We start from the raw sequence: 15,954 nt of genomic DNA, 5'->3' as shown, positions 1-15,954 counted from the left end.
AAACCCCCGCTCGCCCCCAACCATCCACAGGTTGTCCACATGGGGGTGAACCCTGTGGACAACTCCGAACCCACCGGGTGACCCCCGACTGAAGTAGTACCCCTGGCAATACCTGAGTAGGCCGCCCGCACCACCCTGCCCCCGGTACCCTGCGAAAAGCAGATTCCGCGACAGCAGGGGGTACGGGCAGTGCACATCGACCAATGGCTGGAGGCGATCCCGCCGCTTTCGGTGTACCTGATCGTCGGCGCGGTGATCATGATCGAAAGCCTCGGCATTCCGCTGCCCGGCGAGATCGTGCTGGTCAGCGCCGCACTGCTGGCCTCGCAGCACAGCAACCTGAGCCCGCTGTGGATCGGGATCCTCGCCAGCGCCGGCGCCATCATCGGGGACAGCATCGGCTATCTGATCGGAAAGACCGGCGGGCAACGGCTGTTCGCCTGGGCGGGCCGGAAATTCCCGAAGCATTTCGGCCCGACGCACATCGCCAACGCCGAACGGATCTTCAACAAACGCGGTGTCTGGGCCGTCTTCCTCGGCCGCTTCATCGCTTTCCTGCGCATCCTCGCCGGCCCGCTCGCCGGCTCGCTGCGGATGCACTACCCGAAGTTCCTGCTCGCGAACGCCGCCGGTGGCATCGTCTGGGCCGGGGGCACCACCGCCGCGGTCTACTACCTCGGCGTCGTCGCCGAAGAGTGGCTCGGGAACTTCTCCAAGTACGGCCTCGTCGCCGCCATCGTGATCGGCATCGTCGTCTTCTTCGTCATGAAGAAGCGGCTCGGCAAGAAGCACGAGGGCGAAGAAGTGACGCCGAAGCAGGAAGAGAACGCGGCCTAGACCGTCACCAGCTCCGGCGGCGCCGGCTTGCGCACCGGCCGGAGCGACCCCAGCAGCACCCCCGCGATCACGACGACGGCCGCGCCGACCTCCAGCCAGGTCGGCCGCTCGCCGAGGATCGCGAACGACGCCGTCAGCCCGACCACCGGCACCAGCAGCGAAAACGGCGACACCACGCCGGCCGGGTTGCGGCGCATCAGCGTCGTCCACAGGCCCGAGCCGACGACCGTCCCGATCAGCACCACGTAGGTCAGCCCGCCCAGCGCGGTCAGCCCGGTCGGCGTCCCGAGCGTCGTCAACGACCGCCACTGCGCGGCCGGGCCCTCCATGACCAGCGAAAGCGCGAACATCGGCAACGGCGGCACCACCGACATCCACAGCGTGAAGTGCAGCGGGTTGTCCGGCTCGGCCTTGCGCGTGCTCAGGTTGCCGAACGCCCAGCTCAGCGCGGCCAGCAACGTCAGCACCATCGGCAGCAGCGCCGCGTGCCCGGACTGCTGCCACGCGATCGCCGCCATCCCGGCGACGGCCAGCGCGATGCCGGCCAGCTGGTGCGGCGTGACACGTTCGCGCAGGAAGACCGCGCCGAGCAGCACCGTGAACGGCGCCGACGCCTGCAGCACCAGCGACGCGAGCCCGGTCGGCATCCCGGTGTCCATCGCGATGAACAGAAACGCGAACTGCCCGGTGCCGAAACCGAGGCCGTAGCCGAGCAAGTACCGCACCTTCACCTTCGGCCACGGCACGAACAGGATCGTCGGCACGGCGATGACGGCGAACCGCAGCGCGCCCGCGAACACCGGCGGGAACTGGCCAAGCGTGGCGTGGATGGCGAGGAAGTTGAGGCCCCAGAGGACGGCGACGAGCACGGCGAGCAGGCGGTCACGGGTGGGCATGCCTCCACTCTCGCAAGGCCGACAGTGAAGGACCAGCGAGATTATCTGCACGAACCTTGTAGCTCAGCTTCACAAAAACCACCCGTGACCTGGGCCGATCGGTGGACGTCACCTCTCGGGCCTTGCTCACCCCGCCCGGACGCTATTGCCCGGGATGTCCGGATCCGGTGACGATGGGCGTCCGCCGACGACTGGGGAGCTTCCGATGCTGCGAGGCGTACTGCCACTGACCGGGTTCGCGGCGCTGACGGCGGCGCTCGACGTCTTCGCCGGCAACCAGCTGGAACAGCTGCGCCCGGCGACCGTCGCCGCGGTGTCGTTCACCCTCGCCGCCGTGTTCTTCCTGGCGTTCGCGCTGGTGCGCGACGGCGTCGCCGTGACCTTCCGGCCGTTGCGCGACCTGCGCCGCGACGTCGTGATGATCAACGTGACGACGGCCGCGACCTGGCTTTCGATGCTCTTCGCGCTGCGCTACCTCGAACCGGCCGTGGTGAACGTCGTCGGCATCGCGCTCGGCCCGGTGCTGACACTCGCGTTCAACCCGTTGCTGCGCAAGGGAACCGCGATCCTGCGCGCGGAGGCCTGGGTCGCGGTCGGGATCGGCGTGCTGATCGGGCTGCTGGTCTGGGGTTCGTTCACCGGCCACAGTGGACTCGACCGGACGCCCGGCGAGACGCTCATCGGTGTGGTGCTCGTGCTCATCACCGGCGTCGGCTCGGTCACGAACGTCATCTACTCGAAGCGGCTGAGCGACGCCGAGCTGCCGCCGCGGCGGGTGCTCGCCGTGCGGTTCTTCCTCATCCTGGCGATGACCTGGGCGCTCGTCGCCGTCGACGACGCGCCGGCCGTCGGGGCGGCGTTCGGGCCGTCCGCGCTGATCGCCCTGTTCGGCGTCGCGCTGCCGCTCTACCTGCTGCAGGTCGGGATCCGGCGGACCGAGCCGATCACCGCGTCGATCCTGCTGACGCTGTCGCCGCTGTTCGCGTACGTGCTGCAGCTCGCCGACCACCGCCTGACGCCGTCGGTGCTCACCCTCGGCTGCGTGGCCGGGATCGTCGCGCTGGTCAGCGCCGGGACGGTCGCGCGGCTGCGCCACGACCGTGAAGCGAGGGCCACCGAAAGCATCGCCACTGTGTAGCCGCGCTTCAACTACGCTGGGGCCGTGGATCTGGGTCGCCTGCGCACGCTGCGCGAGTTCGCCGACCGCGGCAGCGTGACGGCGGCCGCGCGGGCGCTGCACTGCACGCCGTCGGCGGTTTCGCAGCAGCTGCGCGCGCTCCAGGGCGAGGTCGGCCTGCCGCTCACCGAGCCGGCCGGGCGCGGGCTGCGGCTGACCGACGCCGGCCGGGCGCTGGTCGCCCGCGCCGACGAGGTGCTGGCCGCGCTCGAACGCGCGGAGTCCGAACTGGACACCTACCGCAGCGCGCCGCGCGGGCGCGTGCGGATCGCGATCTTCCAGTCGGCCGGGCTGATGCTGCTGCCGGGCCTGCTGACCCGTGTCGCCGGGTACGACGGCCTGGAGGTCGACGTCCGCGACGTCGACATGACCCCGCCCGAGGTGCCCGGCCTGGTCGCGGACTACGACGTCGTCGTCGCGCACCGGGACGAGCACGCGCCGGAGTTCGACCAGGAACGCCTGGACGTCGTGCCGTTGCTGCGGGAGCCGCTCGACGTCGCGCTCCCGGCCGGGCACCGGCTGGCGGCCAGGCGGCGGGTGGACCTGGCGGAGCTGGCCGACGAACGCTGGATCGGCGTCGACCACGGCTTCCCGGTGGACGACGTGCTGCGCTCGCTGACCGTCCGCACCGGCGTCCGGCCGGTGGTGGTGCAGCGGATCAACGACTTCCGCATCACCGAGCGGCTCGTCGCGGCGGGCCACGGGATCGCGCTGGTCCCGCGCTACACGATCGACACCCGCCGCGGCAGCGGCCTGGTCAGCAGGCCGTTGGCGGGGATCCGCGCGGCCCGGCTGGTGGAGGCGGTCTGCCGCACCGGCGCGCTGCAGCGCCCGGCCGTGGCCCAGGTGATCGACGAGCTGCGCGCGGAGGTCGCCCAGCTCACCGCTTGAAGCCGCGCAGGTAGGCCAGCGCGATGCCCAACGCGTCCTCCAGTGCGGTGAGGTCGTGCCGGATGTGGGCCAGCAGCAGTCCACCGTGGACGGACGTCATCGCCGCCTGGGCCAGCCGCGCCGGGTCGGCGTCCGCGGTGAGTTCACCGTTGTCCCGCAACGTTTTCAGACCACGCTCCAAGTGGGACTCCCACGTCCGGTAAGCCTGGTCGACCAATGGCGCGAGCTGAGCGTTGTCGCCCACCTCGCCGGCGAGGTTGCCCAGCGGGCACGCGATCGGGCCGCCCGCCCGGCGGTGGACGTCCAGCAGCTGCTCGGTCCACGTTTCGAGGTCGGCCCACGAGGACAGCGTGAAGATCGCCGGCTGGTTGCCGAGGATCTGCTCGAGGTACCGGTCGATCACGGCCCCGACCAGCTGTTCCTTGTTCTTGAAGTAGTGGTACATCTGCGATTTCCCGGCCCCGCTCGCGGCGAGCACCTTGTCGACGCTCGTGCCCGCGACGCCGTCGACGTACATCAGCGCGGCCGCCGCGTCGACGATCGCGTCGCGGGTCCGCTTGCCGCGCGGGGTCGAAGCCGCTTGCGCCTCCATGTACTGGATAGTACAGTTCGGCCCACTGTACCGATCAGTACAACAAGCAAGGGGGATCCATGACGCTCAACAACGCCCTGGCCGGGGTGAACGACCACCTTCGCGGCGCCCTGCCGCCGGAGATCTTCGAGGTCCTCGAAGCGGACCGGCGACGTGCCGCCGGGACGAAGTTCGCCGAGGTCGGCGCCAAGATCGAAGACTTCACGCTGCCCGGGGCCGACGGCACGCCGGTGAGCCTGGGCGACCTCGTCGCCGACGGGCCGGCGGTGCTCGTGTTCTACCGCGGCCAGTGGTGCCCGTACTGCAACCTGACCCTGCGCACCTACCAGCAGGAACTCCTGCCCGAGCTGACGACGAGGAACGCGACCCTCGCCGCGATCAGCCCGCAGAAGCCGGACGGCCCGCTCCCGGACCTCGAGTTCCCGGTGCTGTCGGACGCCGGCAGCACCGTCGCCCGCGGACTCGGGCTGAGCTACCCGGTTTCCGCGCCCGTGCGCGAAGCGATGCAGACGCTCGGGACGGACCTCGAGCAGGTCAACGGCACCTGGGAGCTGGTCCACCCGGCGGTCGTCGTGGTGGACCAGGACCGGGTGCTGCGGTTCGTCGACGTCCACCCGGACTTCGTCACGCGCACCGAGCCGGCGGACATCCTCAAAGCGCTCTAGCGGATCGCTTGACGCCGTAGGTGATCACCGAACCCAGGACCAGGGCGACGCCCAGGGAGAGCAGCATGCTGATCCCGGGTTCGGTGATGATCCGGCCGCCCGCGTAGCCGAGGAAGGCCACATAGGACGTCCAGAGCGTGACGCCGACGGCCGAGGCGGTGAAGAACTCCGCCATCGGCCACCGCAGGGACCCGGCGAGCAGGGCGCCGATCGTCCCGCCTGAGGGCAGCCAGCGGGCCACCACCAGCACCGGCCGGGGGTGGCGCTGCAGCCGGCCGTCGAGCCAGCCGATGCCGGCGGCGATCTTCCGCCGCCGGCTCAGCCGGTTCAGCGCCGCCCGGCCACCGAACCGGCCGAGGGCGTAGAGCGCCTGGTCCGAGACCAGGCACCCGGCCGAAGCGACCGCGATCACGACCGCCAGCGACGTCCCGCCCTGCGCCGCCGCGACACCCATGCCGAGGAGCGTCACCTCGGTGGGCAGCAGCGGCACCAGCGAGACGACGAACAGCACCAGCAGTCCGGCCGTAGTCGCGTCCACACCTCCATTAACCGCCCGCCGGGCGCGGAAAACTCCTGATCACGGAGGACTCACAGGAACCCGACAGGCGGCCCACAGGTTCAGCGGTCGGCGCGGTTCACCGCCGAGACGACCGCGCGCAGCGACGCCGTCACGATCGACGGGTCGATGCCGATGCCCCAGAACACCCGGTCCGAGATCGCGCACTCGATGTACGACGCGGCGCGCGCGTCGTCGCCCGGGGAGAGCGTGTGCTCGGAGTAGTCCAGCAGGCGCAGGTCGAAGCCCACGGTCGACAGCGCGTCGAAGAACGCCGCGATCGGGCCGTTGCCGCGGCCGGTGACCTCGTGCTCGTCACCCTCCACGCGCACGGTCGCGGTGATGTCGTACTCGCCGTCGCCGTTGTCGCGGACGTGCTGGCGGACCAGCTCCAGCGGCGTCTTCAGCTCCAGGTACTCGGCCGAGAAGGCGTTGTACATCGTGGTCGGGTCGACCTCGCCGCCCTCGGAGTCGGTGTAGCGCTGGATGACCTTCGAGAACTCGATCTGCAGCCGCCGCGGCAGGTCGAGCTGGTGCTCGGCCTTCATGATGTAGGCGACGCCGCCCTTGCCGGACTGCGAGTTCACCCGGATCACGGCCTCGTACGTGCGGCCGACGTCCTTCGGGTCGATCGGCAGGTACGGGACCTCCCACGGGTACTCGTCGATCGGGACGCCCGCCTTGTCGGCGGCGTCCTTCAGCGCGTCGAGGCCCTTGTTGATCGCGTCCTGGTGGCTGCCCGAGAAGGCCGTGAACACCAGGTCGCCGCCCCACGGCGAGCGCTCGCCGACCGGCAGCTGGTTGCAGTACTCGACGGTCCGCTTGATCTCGTCCATGTCGGAGAAGTCGATCTGCGGGTCGATGCCCTGGCTGTAGAGGTTCATGCCCAGCGCGACCAGGTCGACGTTGCCGGTGCGCTCGCCGTTGCCGAACAGGCAGCCTTCGATGCGGTCGGCGCCGGCCTGGTAGCCCAGCTCGGCGGCGGCGATGCCGGTGCCGCGGTCGTTGTGGGGGTGCAGCGACAGGATCACCGAGTCGCGGCGCTCCAGGTTCCGGCTCATCCACTCGATCGAGTCGGCGTAGACGTTCGGCGTCGCCATCTCGACCGTCGCCGGCAGGTTCAGGATGACCGGCTTCTCCGGCGTCGGCTGCCAGATTTCGGTGACGGCGTTGCAGACCTCGAGCGCGTAGGACAGCTCGGTGCCGGTGTAGGACTCCGGCGAGTACTGGAAGCGGAAGTCGGTGTCCGGCTGCTTCGCGGCCAGCTCGACGACCATTTCCGCGGCCTGCGTCGCGATCTTCTTGATGCCTTCGCGCTCTTCGCGGAAGACGACGCGGCGCTGCAGGATCGAGGTCGAGTTGTAGATGTGCACGATCGCCCGCGGCGCGCCTTCGAGCGACTGGAAGGTCCGCTCGATCAGCTCGGGGCGGCACTGGGTCAGCACCTGGATGCTGACGTCGTCCGGGATCGCGCCCTCTTCGATGATCTCGCGGACGAAGTCGAAGTCGGTCTGGCTCGCGGCCGGGAAGCCGACCTCGATCTCCTTGTAGCCCATGCGTACGAGCAGGTCGAAGAACTTCCGCTTGCGCGCGGGCGACATGGGGTCGATCAGGGCCTGGTTGCCGTCCCGCAGGTCGACGGCGCACCACAGCGGCGCGCGCTCGATGCGCTTTTCGGGCCAGGTGCGGTCGGGCAGGTCGATGTTCTCGACCAGGTCGTACCAGGGGCGGTAGCGGTGCACCGGCATGGAGGTGCCGCGCTGGGTGTTCCAGGCGGGCTGCTCAGCGGGCGCGGGACGCGAAGGCTTGCGGATCTTGCTCATGGGATTGGGGGTGTCTCCAGCTCGACGGGTGCGACCGGCACCACGAAGCCCCGCGACGAGGAGCCGGTCCGATCAGGCCCCGTCGCGGCAGCGAAGCAGGAGAGCACGCGCCACGCCCCCACCATAACCACGGAACGCCGGAGGAGGGAAGCCGGGCGGCCCGTTCCGGGGGTTACCTGTGGGTAGCCATCGGTCGGTCGCCGTGCGAAACTGCGAGCATGGGTGAGCACGCAGAGTCGTCGTCTTCTTCGGCGTCGTCGTCGGAGGAGGAGACGAAGGTCTCCCGCCGGGCCCCGGTCGACTGGCGCGGCGCGAGCGGCCGGGCGGCCTCGGTGCTGGCGTCGATCGTCCGCTGGGTGGGGTTGGTCTTCGCCGCGCTGCTGGTGATCCACGTGATCTTCACGGTCGGCTCAGCGAACCCGGACAACGGCATCGTGTCGTTCGTGAAGTCCTGGGCGGATTCCCTGGCGCTGGGCTTCAGCGACTTGTTCACGCCGAGTGACGAGAAGCTGCGGGTCCTGGTGAACTACGGCATCGCGGCGATCTTCTGGCTTGTGGTGTCCGGGATCCTCGCGAAGATCATCCGCCGGGTGGGCGGCGGGTCCTGATTTCGCGGTGATCACGATCGGCGCGGGCTCGTAACGCACGGTTGTCGCGGGCCGACTTCAGCACACCGGAAGGGGTGCTGATCATGTCCGTTTCACAGCCTGTCGTGACGAAGCCGAACGCGGTCGTCCGCGTGGGCAGCCGCTGGTACTTCGTCGTCACCATCGCCACGGTCGGGCTGTTCGCCTGGGTCCCGTTCGTGCACGCCGCCGTCCGCCTCGGGCGCAAGTCGCTGTACATCCGCGCCGGGGTCTTCGGGGCGATCGCCGCGGTCATGTTCACGCTGCTGTCCCTCGCCCCGAAGGACGCGGCGGGCAACACGGTCGGCACCACGGGGAACTTGCTCACCTCGATCGCCGTGGTCATCGGACTCGTCGTGGTCGTGGTGGCCTGCGTCCAGCAGGTCAAGCTGCGCCGGCAGGTCCTCGGCCTGGCGCCGGTCGAGCAGGGTGACCCGGCTGTCGCCGCCGCGCTCGCCGCGCGGGAACGCCGGGCCGAAGCCCGCAAGCTCGTCGCCACCGACCCGCTCATCGCGCGCGACCTGCGGATCGGCCGTCCCGACCTGCCGCGGAACTACGACGACGGTGGCCTCGTCGACCTCAACAACGCGCCCGCGGCCGTCATCGCGTCGGTGTGCGGGCTGGACCACGAGACGGCCGCCGCCATCGTCGACATCAGGGCGGAAGTCGGTGGGTTCGCCGCTGTGGACGACGTCGGTACCGTCGTCCCCTACGCCGCTTTGGACCGCGTCCGGGACCGGGCGATCGTCCTGCCGAGCTAAAGCGCCGGCTCGCCCCACCGGTCGGTGAACGCGAACTCCGCCAGCGGCAGCCGCACGCGTTCGGCCTTCTCCCGCTCGATCCGCCAGTCCTCTTCCAGAGTCTCCGGGTCGCCGGGCGAGCCCACCGCGATCGCCACCTTCGGGACCGCCTCGTCGGGGAGCGAAAAGGCGGAACGGACCGCGTCCGGCGAAAACCCCGCCATCTGGTGCGCCACCAACCCCAGCTCCACGGCCTGCAGCACGAGGTTCTCCGACGCCAACCCGAGCCCGTACTCGGCGTAGGGCACGTCGCCCTTCGAATTCGTCGTCACCATCACGCCGATCAGCAGCAACCCCGCCCGGTGCGCCCACGCCCGGTTCCCCGAGTTCAGCGTCGCCAGGATCGCGTCGAACGACGGGGTGCCGCGCAGCCCCACCAGGTAGCGGGCCGGCTGGGTGTTGCCGAACGATGGCGCCCAGCGCGCCGCTTCCAAGAGGGCCCGGACCTGCTCCGAAGTGACCACGGCACCGGCGTCCAGAGCCCGCGGGCTCCACCGCTCGGCCATCAAGGAAGCGATCGGGACGCTCGTCACAGCTGGCTTTCGCACGATCTTGACCATACCCACGAGTGCTGTGCGTCACTCGGGAGGAAGGGCTCCGCGCATTTCCTTGGTGTTACGGAAGATTTACTTCCGGGCGGTCCACGCCGGGGGTTCGCCCCACGTCAAGAGGGTGGCGGGCCGTCCCGGCCCCGGTAGGCTCCACTGCAAATCATGGGACGCGGGGGCTCTCCGGTGCCCACCAGGGAGCCGCCCGGCCCGCGAGGAGGTTCGGGCGTGGCCCTCGTGGTCCAGAAGTACGGCGGATCGTCGCTGGAAAGTGCCGACCGGATCAAGCGCGTCGCGGAGCGGATCGTCGCCACGAAGAAGGCGGGCAACGACGTCGTCGTGGTCTGCTCGGCGATGGGTGACACCACCGACGAACTGCTCGACCTGGCGCAGCAGGTCAACCCGGCGCCGCCGGAGCGGGAGATGGACATGCTGCTCACCGCGGGTGAGCGCATCTCGAACTCCCTCGTCGCCATGGCCATCGCGGCCCAGGGCGCCGAGGCCTGGTCGTTCACCGGTTCGCAGGCCGGCGTCGTCACGACGTCGGTGCACGGCAACGCGCGCATCATCGACGTCACCCCGAGCCGCGTCACCGAGGCGCTCGAGCAGGGCTACATCGCGCTGGTGGCGGGCTTCCAGGGCGTCGCGCAGGACACCAAGGACATCACCACGCTCGGCCGCGGCGGCTCGGACACCACCGCCGTCGCGCTGGCCGCCGCGCTGAACGCCGACGTCTGCGAGATCTACTCCGATGTGGACGGTGTGTACTCCGCCGACCCGCGGATCGTGCCGGACGCGAAGAAGCTCGACGTCATCCCCTACGAGGAGATGCTCGAGCTCGCCGCGAGCGGGTCGAAGATCCTGCACCTGCGTTCGGTCGAGTACGCGCGCCGCTACGGCGTCCCGATCCGAGTCCGCTCTTCCTACAGTGACAAGCCGGGCACGACGGTGACCGGTTCTATCGAGGAGATCCCCGTGGAACAAGCCCTGATCACCGGTGTGGCGCACGACCGCTCCGAAGCCAAGATCACGGTCACCGGGGTGCCGGACCACGCCGGCGCCGCGGCCCGGATCTTCCGCGTGATCGCCGACGCCGAGATCGACATCGACATGGTGCTGCAGAACGTGTCCAGCACGGTGTCCGGCCGCACGGACATCACCTTCACGCTGTCGAAGGCCAACGGCGCCAAGGCGGTCAAGGAACTGGAGAAGGTCAAGGCGGAGATCGGCTTCGAGTCGGTGCTCTACGACGACCACGTCGGCAAGGTCTCGCTGGTCGGCGCCGGGATGCGCTCGCACCCGGGCGTCACGGCGACGTTCTGCGAGGCGCTGGCGCAGTCCGGCGTCAACATCGAAATCATCAACACGTCGGAAATCCGGATCTCGGTGCTGATCAGGGACGCGCAGCTGGACGACGCCGTGCGCGCGATCCACGCCGCATTCGAGCTCGGTGGCGACGAGGAAGCTGTGGTCTACGCGGGGAGTGGTCGCTGATGGCGGAAGGTCTGCGGGTCGGGGTGGTCGGCGCGACCGGCCAGGTCGGCGCGGTCATGCGCAAGCTGCTGGCGGAGCGGGAGTTCCCGGTCGCCGAGCTCCGGTACTTCGCGTCGGCGCGCTCGGCGGGTTCGACGCTGCCTTGGCGCGACACCGAAATCACGATCGAAGACGCGTCGACGGCCGATCCGTCCGGTTTGGACATCGCGCTGTTCTCCGCGGGCGGGTCGACGTCCAAGGCGCAGGCACCGCGGTTCGCCGCGGCGGGTGCGACGGTGATCGACAACTCCTCGGCGTTCCGGATGGACCCGGACGTGCCGCTGGTCGTCAGCGAGGTCAACCCGCAGGCGATCAAGGAGGCGCGCAAGGGGATCATCGCGAACCCCAACTGCACCACCATGGCCGCGATGCCGGTGCTGAAGCCGCTGCACGACGAGGCCGGCCTGGTCCGGCTGGTCGCGTCGACGTACCAGGCGGTGTCCGGCAGCGGGCTCGCCGGCGTCGACGAGCTGGCGGGCCAGGTGAAGGCGGCCGCCGAGCACGCTTCGCTGCTGACCCACGACGGCGCGGCGATCGACTTCCCGAAGCCGGAGAAGTACGTCCGCCCGATCGCGTTCAACGTCCTCCCGATGGCCGGGTCCATTGTGGACGACGGCGAGTTCGAGACGGACGAAGAGAAGAAGTTCCGCAACGAGAGCCGCAAGATCCTCAGCATCCCGGGCCTCGGCGTCTCGTGCACCTGCGTGCGCGTGCCGGTGTTCTCGGGCCACTCGATCTCGGTGAACGCCGAATTCGAGCGGGCGCTGACGGTCGAGCGCGCGACGGAGCTGCTGACGCACGCGCCGGGCGTCGAGCTGTCGGAGGTACCGACCCCGCTGCAGGCGGCGGGCAACGACCCGAGCTACGTCGGTCGCATCCGCGTCGACCAGGGCATCGAGGACGGCCGCGGGTTGGCGCTGTTCATCTCGAACGACAACCTCCGCAAGGGCGCGGCGCTCAACGCCGTGCAGATCGCGGAGCTGATCGCCGAGCAGCGCTAGTACACAGTGGACGAATAAACTCGCTTGGCCGTTTCGCGGTGCCCGGGGGATCCTGGGCACCGCGAAACCTTTTCCAGGGGAGGAAACCATGTACACCGCTGTCGACGGCGCGCGCGTCCCGATCCGGATGTGGGCCGATCCCGCGTCGGTCGAAGACCAGGCCATGCGGCAGCTGCAGAACGTCGCGAACCTGCCGTGGGTGCACGGGGTCGCCGTGATGCCCGACGTGCACTACGGCAAGGGCGCCACCGTCGGCAGCGTCATCGCCATGCGCGACGCCGTTTCGCCCGCCGCCGTCGGGGTCGACATCGGGTGCGGGATGAGCGCCGTGCGGACGTCGCTCACCGCCGCCGACCTGCCCGACGACCTCGGCAAGCTGCGTCGCCGGATCGAGAGCGCCGTGCCCGTGGGCTTCGGGCTGCACAAGACGCCCGTGAACCCCGCGAAGGTGCACGGCGTCGGCGGCTGGGACGCCTTCTGGAAGGGCTTCGGCCAGCTGCACGAAGGTGTCCAGGAGCTGCACGACCGGGCCGCGCGGCAGATCGGGAGCCTCGGCGGCGGGAACCACTTCATCGAGGTCTGCCTCGAGCAGGGTGGCGCCGACGAAGGCCGCGTCTGGCTGATGCTGCACTCGGGTTCGCGCAACATCGGCAAGGAGCTCGCCGAGCGGCACATGGCCGTCGCGCGGAAGCTGCCGCACAACGCCGACCTGCCGGACCGGGACCTCGCCGTGTTCGTCGCGGGCACGCCCGAGATGGCGGCGTACCGGCGCGACCTGTTCTGGGCGCAGGACTACGCGGCGCGCAACCGCGCCACGATGGTCGCGCTCGTGAAGCAGGCGCTGAAGGACGTCGTCCCGCAGACGACCTTCGACGACGCCATCTCGTGCCACCACAACTACGTCGCCGAGGAGACCTACGACGGCGTCGAGCTGCTCGTCACCCGGAAGGGCGCGATCCGCGCCGGATCGGGTGACCTCGGGATCATCCCGGGCAGCATGGGGACCGGTTCGTACATCGTCCGCGGCCTCGGGAACGAGTCCTCGTTCCAGTCGGCGTCGCACGGCGCCGGCCGCCGGATGTCGCGTAACAAGGCCAAGAAGCTGTTCACGGCCGAGGACCTCGCGGCGCAGACGGCGGGCGTCGAGTGCCGCAAGGACTCGGGGGTCGTCGACGAGATCCCGGCCGCGTACAAGGACATCGAAACGGTGATCCAGGCCCAGACGGACCTGGTCGAGGTCGTGGCGCACCTCAAGCAGGTGGTCTGCGTCAAGGGCTGAGCGGTACCTTGGCGCCATGACGAGGGGTGGAACGACGGCCGCGCTGCTGGCCGGGGCCGCACTGCTGCTGAGCGGGTGCGACCAGGTCAGCAACGCGGTCGACCAGGGGTCGAAGACGGTGGACAAGGTGGGCGTCTGCACCGAGGCGCTCGGGCTGGCGGACCTGAACCCGCTGGTCGACCCGGACAAGCTCAAGGCGCGGGCCGCGGACAAGGAGAGGCGGCTGCGCGAGCTCGCCTCGGACGTCCAGGACCAGGACGTCAAGAACGCGCTGCTCGGCATGGCCGGGTCGTACGTCGAGGTGCAGAAGGAGCGCATCGAGGACGCCGGCGTCGTGGCCCAGTGGGTTCAGCGCAACGTCAAGAAGCTCGACGCCCTCCGCGCGGCCTGCGGCTAAGCCCTCACGACGTCCGGGACGGCGAAGCGCGGGTTCGCGCCGGCCGCGACCACCCGCATCACGAAACCGGCGGCTTCCTCGGCCTGCCGGGCCGCGGTGAGCCCGCCCAGCACCGCGGTCCGCGCGCCGAGGTCACGGATCAGCTCGGCGGTCCGGCTCAGGGCGTCGGTGTCGTCGCCGCAGAGCGCGACGACCGGCGACGCGGCCGGATCGCCGGTGAACGGCCAGGACGCGCCGGCGAACAGGTGCAGTGCCTTGACCACGTGGGCGCCGGCCGCGACGCCCGCCACCAGTTCGGCAGCCGAGCCGGTCTCCGGGAGCAGTCGCCCGGTCGCGTAGTCCACGGCGTTGGTGCAGTCGACGACGGTCTTTCCCGACAGCAGCCCATCCGCTCCGCCGACGAGCCTCAGCGCCTCTTCCAGCCCGTCCCAGGCGATCGCCACCACGATGGCCTCGGCTCGGCCGGCGAGCTCGCGCGGATCGAGCGGCGTGGCGGCGGCACCGATCCGCTCCGCGGCGGCCTTCGCCCGATCGGGGCGACGGCCGGTGACGACGATCGAGTGCCCGGCGCTCGCCCACGCGCTGCCCAGTGCCACCGCGAGGTTCCCGGTCCCCAGCAGTCCGATCTTCACCTTGGTCTCCTTCGTCTCGTGAGGTCTTACGACGACGCTAAGAGCCCGCCTCCTACCCATCGGTAGGAGCGCGGGTGGAAGGTTGGACAGGTGAACGAACAAGGCTGCGAGACCTTCATCTCGGACTGCCACGTACGAGCCGCGGTCGAGCTCATCAGCCACACGTGGGACCCGGTCGTCGTTTCCGCCCTGCGCATGGGGCCGACCCGGCGCAGCGTTCTGCTGGATCGCATCGCCGGAGTCAGCGACAAGGTGCTGACCGAGTCCCTCCGGCGCCTGGCCTCGCGCGGGCTGGTCGCGCGAACGGGGCGCGACGCCGCCGTCTACGAACTCACCCCGTTGGGGGCGTCCTTCGCCACGGGTCCCTTGGCTCACCTCGCCGAGTGGGCCGCGGAGAACCAGGGCGAACTGTCCTGACCCGCTAGCTTTCGGCCAGCGCCGGGACCGGTTCCGCGGCCGGTTCCGGCGCGCGCCGGCGCAGCAGGCCGGCCGAGGCGATCACCAGGCCGCCGAGCCCGGCCGCGGCGAAGCCCCACGCCGGGTTCGAGTGGTCGATCGCGAAGCCGACCACCGGGCTGCCCAGCGCCAGGCCGAGCCGCGTCGACGCGTCCTGCAGCCCCATCGCCTCGCCGCGGACCTGCGGCGGGGCGATCCGGCTGACCGTCTCGGTGGTCGCCGCGAGCGTCGGCGCGCAGAGCAGGTTCGTCGGGATCAGCACCAGCATCAGCAGCCACCACGGGTGGTCGGCCAGCCCGACCGGCACCACCAGCAGCGCGAGCAGCAGCATCAGCAGGCCCTGCGGCAGCGACTTCTTCACCGCGCCGTGCACGATGCCGCCGATGATCGATGCCACGCACATCACCGCGATCACCAGCCCCGTCACGCCGATGTCGCCGTTCGCGCGCAGGGCCGCGAGCGTCGCCAGCTCGGTGCCGACGAGCACGAACAGCGTGCCGGCGGCGATCAGCAGCGTCGCCACGAGCCGGCCGGTCAGCCAGCTCCGCAGCGGCGGCCGGGTGGTGGACGCGCCGGGCTCGACCGACTCGCGGATCGGCGGGTCGATGAACCAGATCAGGAACGCCGTGCCGCCGAACAGCGCGCCGAGCGCGCTGAGCGTGAAGGTCGGCGAGAGCGTGGTGATCGCCGCGATGCCGATCGCCGGACCGATCATGAACGTCGCTTCGACGGAGATCGTGTCCAGCGAGTACGCGGCGCGGCGCTCCTCGACCGGGACGAGCGCGGCCAGGACCTGCCGCGCCAGCGAGCCCGCGGGCACCGAGAGCATCCCGGCCGGGACCGCGACGGCGGCGAGCACCTCGTAGGGCAGGTGCGGCGCGGCGAACCAGAACACCGTCGTGCCGATCCCGCAGACGGCGACGACCGGACGCAGGCCGTAGCGGTCGAAGCAGCGGCCCAGCAGCGGCGCGCCGAGGGCCATGCCGAGGGTGACGCCGGCGCCGACCAGCCCGGCGGCGCCGTAGCCGCGGCCCAGCCCGGTGACGACGTACAGCGTCATCATGACGCCGTTCATGGTCATCGGCAGCCGCGCCGCGAACATCAGCGCCATCGTCGACGGGACTCGGGGGACGGACAGGACCCGGCGGTACGGCTGGAACGGCACGTCTCGATGAGAACCCAAGGTGGTACGCGCGTGCAAGTTATTTCCGGGTGGACCCCGGAGATTTTGAGAGCTACTCTCAT

General features: G+C 70.4%; 18 protein-coding genes. 11 read left to right on the top strand and 7 right to left on the bottom strand.

Going from position 1 to position 15,954, the window contains the following annotated elements; translation table 11 throughout:
* Positions 1-189: 189 nt before the first annotated feature.
* A complete protein-coding gene (locus ACERZO_RS42445) occupies positions 190-837 on the top strand; it encodes a DedA family protein (protein WP_372671631.1) in 648 nt (215 codons plus the stop codon).
* On the opposite strand, the gene ACERZO_RS42440 is transcribed toward ACERZO_RS42445, so the two are convergent.
* The gene (locus tag ACERZO_RS42440) at positions 834-1,733 is read right to left on the bottom strand and encodes an EamA family transporter (RefSeq protein ID WP_372671630.1); all 900 of its coding nucleotides are present in this window, start codon (positions 1,731-1,733) and stop codon (positions 834-836) included. The two genes, ACERZO_RS42445 and ACERZO_RS42440, sit on opposite strands and share 4 nt — an antisense overlap.
* A 205-nt stretch (positions 1,734-1,938) precedes the next feature.
* Here ACERZO_RS42440 and ACERZO_RS42435 point away from each other — a divergent pair, with 205 nt between their 5' ends.
* Positions 1,939-2,871, top strand: a complete 933-nt coding sequence (locus tag ACERZO_RS42435) for a DMT family transporter (protein ID WP_372671629.1) — start codon at positions 1,939-1,941, stop codon at positions 2,869-2,871.
* A 24-nt stretch (positions 2,872-2,895) separates the two neighbouring features.
* Positions 2,896-3,801 carry a LysR family transcriptional regulator gene (locus tag ACERZO_RS42430; protein ID WP_372671628.1) on the top strand — a complete coding sequence of 302 codons (906 nt, stop codon included), beginning with the start codon at positions 2,896-2,898 and terminating at the stop codon, positions 3,799-3,801.
* On the opposite strand, the gene ACERZO_RS42425 is transcribed toward ACERZO_RS42430, so the two are convergent.
* Positions 3,791-4,393, bottom strand: coding sequence for a TetR/AcrR family transcriptional regulator (locus tag ACERZO_RS42425; protein WP_372671627.1), 603 nt, complete (start codon positions 4,391-4,393; stop codon positions 3,791-3,793). The two genes, ACERZO_RS42430 and ACERZO_RS42425, sit on opposite strands and share 11 nt — an antisense overlap.
* 59 nt (positions 4,394-4,452) lie before the next feature.
* Here ACERZO_RS42425 and ACERZO_RS42420 point away from each other — a divergent pair, with 59 nt between their 5' ends.
* Positions 4,453-5,058, top strand: coding sequence for a peroxiredoxin-like family protein (locus ACERZO_RS42420; protein ID WP_372671626.1), 606 nt, complete (start codon positions 4,453-4,455; stop codon positions 5,056-5,058).
* Here the strand turns inward: ACERZO_RS42420 and ACERZO_RS42415 are convergent.
* Complete coding sequence (locus ACERZO_RS42415; protein ID WP_372671625.1) at positions 5,045-5,596, bottom strand: DedA family protein; 552 nt, start codon at positions 5,594-5,596, stop codon at positions 5,045-5,047. The two genes, ACERZO_RS42420 and ACERZO_RS42415, sit on opposite strands and share 14 nt — an antisense overlap.
* Before the next feature lie 80 nt (positions 5,597-5,676).
* Complete coding sequence (leuA, locus tag ACERZO_RS42410) at positions 5,677-7,437, bottom strand: 2-isopropylmalate synthase (RefSeq protein ID WP_372671624.1); 1,761 nt, start codon at positions 7,435-7,437, stop codon at positions 5,677-5,679.
* 218 nt (positions 7,438-7,655) lie between these two features.
* On the opposite strand from leuA, the gene ACERZO_RS42405 reads away from it, so the two are divergent.
* Complete coding sequence (locus ACERZO_RS42405; RefSeq protein ID WP_372671623.1) at positions 7,656-8,045, top strand: hypothetical protein; 390 nt, start codon at positions 7,656-7,658, stop codon at positions 8,043-8,045.
* 83 nt (positions 8,046-8,128) lie between these two features.
* Complete coding sequence (locus ACERZO_RS42400) at positions 8,129-8,824, top strand: ComEA family DNA-binding protein (RefSeq protein WP_372671622.1); 696 nt, start codon at positions 8,129-8,131, stop codon at positions 8,822-8,824.
* On the opposite strand, the gene ACERZO_RS42395 is transcribed toward ACERZO_RS42400, so the two are convergent.
* Positions 8,821-9,411: a nitroreductase family protein gene (locus ACERZO_RS42395; protein WP_372671621.1), complete on the bottom strand. Its 591-nt coding sequence runs from the start codon at positions 9,409-9,411 to the stop codon at positions 8,821-8,823. The two genes, ACERZO_RS42400 and ACERZO_RS42395, sit on opposite strands and share 4 nt — an antisense overlap.
* Before the next feature lie 228 nt (positions 9,412-9,639).
* Between ACERZO_RS42395 and ACERZO_RS42390 the strand changes: the two genes are divergently transcribed.
* From ACERZO_RS42390 to ACERZO_RS42375, 4 genes are all read left to right on the top strand, one after another.
* A complete protein-coding gene (locus ACERZO_RS42390) occupies positions 9,640-10,905 on the top strand; it encodes an aspartate kinase (RefSeq protein WP_372671620.1) in 1,266 nt (421 codons plus the stop codon).
* Complete coding sequence (locus ACERZO_RS42385) at positions 10,905-11,945, top strand: aspartate-semialdehyde dehydrogenase (RefSeq protein ID WP_372671619.1); 1,041 nt, start codon at positions 10,905-10,907, stop codon at positions 11,943-11,945. The genes ACERZO_RS42390 and ACERZO_RS42385 overlap by 1 nt, the downstream gene beginning before the upstream one ends.
* Before the next feature lie 88 nt (positions 11,946-12,033).
* Entirely contained in the window at positions 12,034-13,224 is a 1,191-nt protein-coding gene (locus tag ACERZO_RS42380; protein ID WP_372671618.1) for an RtcB family protein, read from the top strand.
* A 16-nt stretch (positions 13,225-13,240) separates the two neighbouring features.
* On the top strand, positions 13,241-13,621 hold the full coding sequence (locus tag ACERZO_RS42375) for a hypothetical protein (protein WP_372671617.1): 381 nt from the start codon (positions 13,241-13,243) through the stop codon (positions 13,619-13,621).
* Here ACERZO_RS42375 and ACERZO_RS42370 read toward each other — a convergent pair.
* Positions 13,618-14,253: an NADPH-dependent F420 reductase gene (locus ACERZO_RS42370; protein ID WP_372671616.1), complete on the bottom strand. Its 636-nt coding sequence runs from the start codon at positions 14,251-14,253 to the stop codon at positions 13,618-13,620. The genes ACERZO_RS42375 and ACERZO_RS42370 overlap by 4 nt on opposite strands.
* 90 nt (positions 14,254-14,343) lie before the next feature.
* Between ACERZO_RS42370 and ACERZO_RS42365 the strand changes: the two genes are divergently transcribed.
* Positions 14,344-14,670 carry a winged helix-turn-helix transcriptional regulator gene (locus ACERZO_RS42365; RefSeq protein WP_372671615.1) on the top strand — a complete coding sequence of 109 codons (327 nt, stop codon included), beginning with the start codon at positions 14,344-14,346 and terminating at the stop codon, positions 14,668-14,670.
* A 4-nt stretch (positions 14,671-14,674) separates the two neighbouring features.
* Here ACERZO_RS42365 and ACERZO_RS42360 read toward each other — a convergent pair whose 3' ends face one another.
* A complete protein-coding gene (locus ACERZO_RS42360) occupies positions 14,675-15,811 on the bottom strand; it encodes an MFS transporter (protein ID WP_372671765.1) in 1,137 nt (378 codons plus the stop codon).
* Positions 15,812-15,954: the final 143 nt, after the last annotated feature.

The sequence above is a fragment of the Amycolatopsis kentuckyensis genome, assembly GCF_041679295.1.
Classification (GTDB): domain Bacteria; phylum Actinomycetota; class Actinomycetes; order Mycobacteriales; family Pseudonocardiaceae; genus Amycolatopsis; species Amycolatopsis kentuckyensis_A.
The sequence above is the reverse complement of the archived record's forward strand: the minus strand, read 5'-3'. Positions and strand labels throughout refer to the sequence as shown.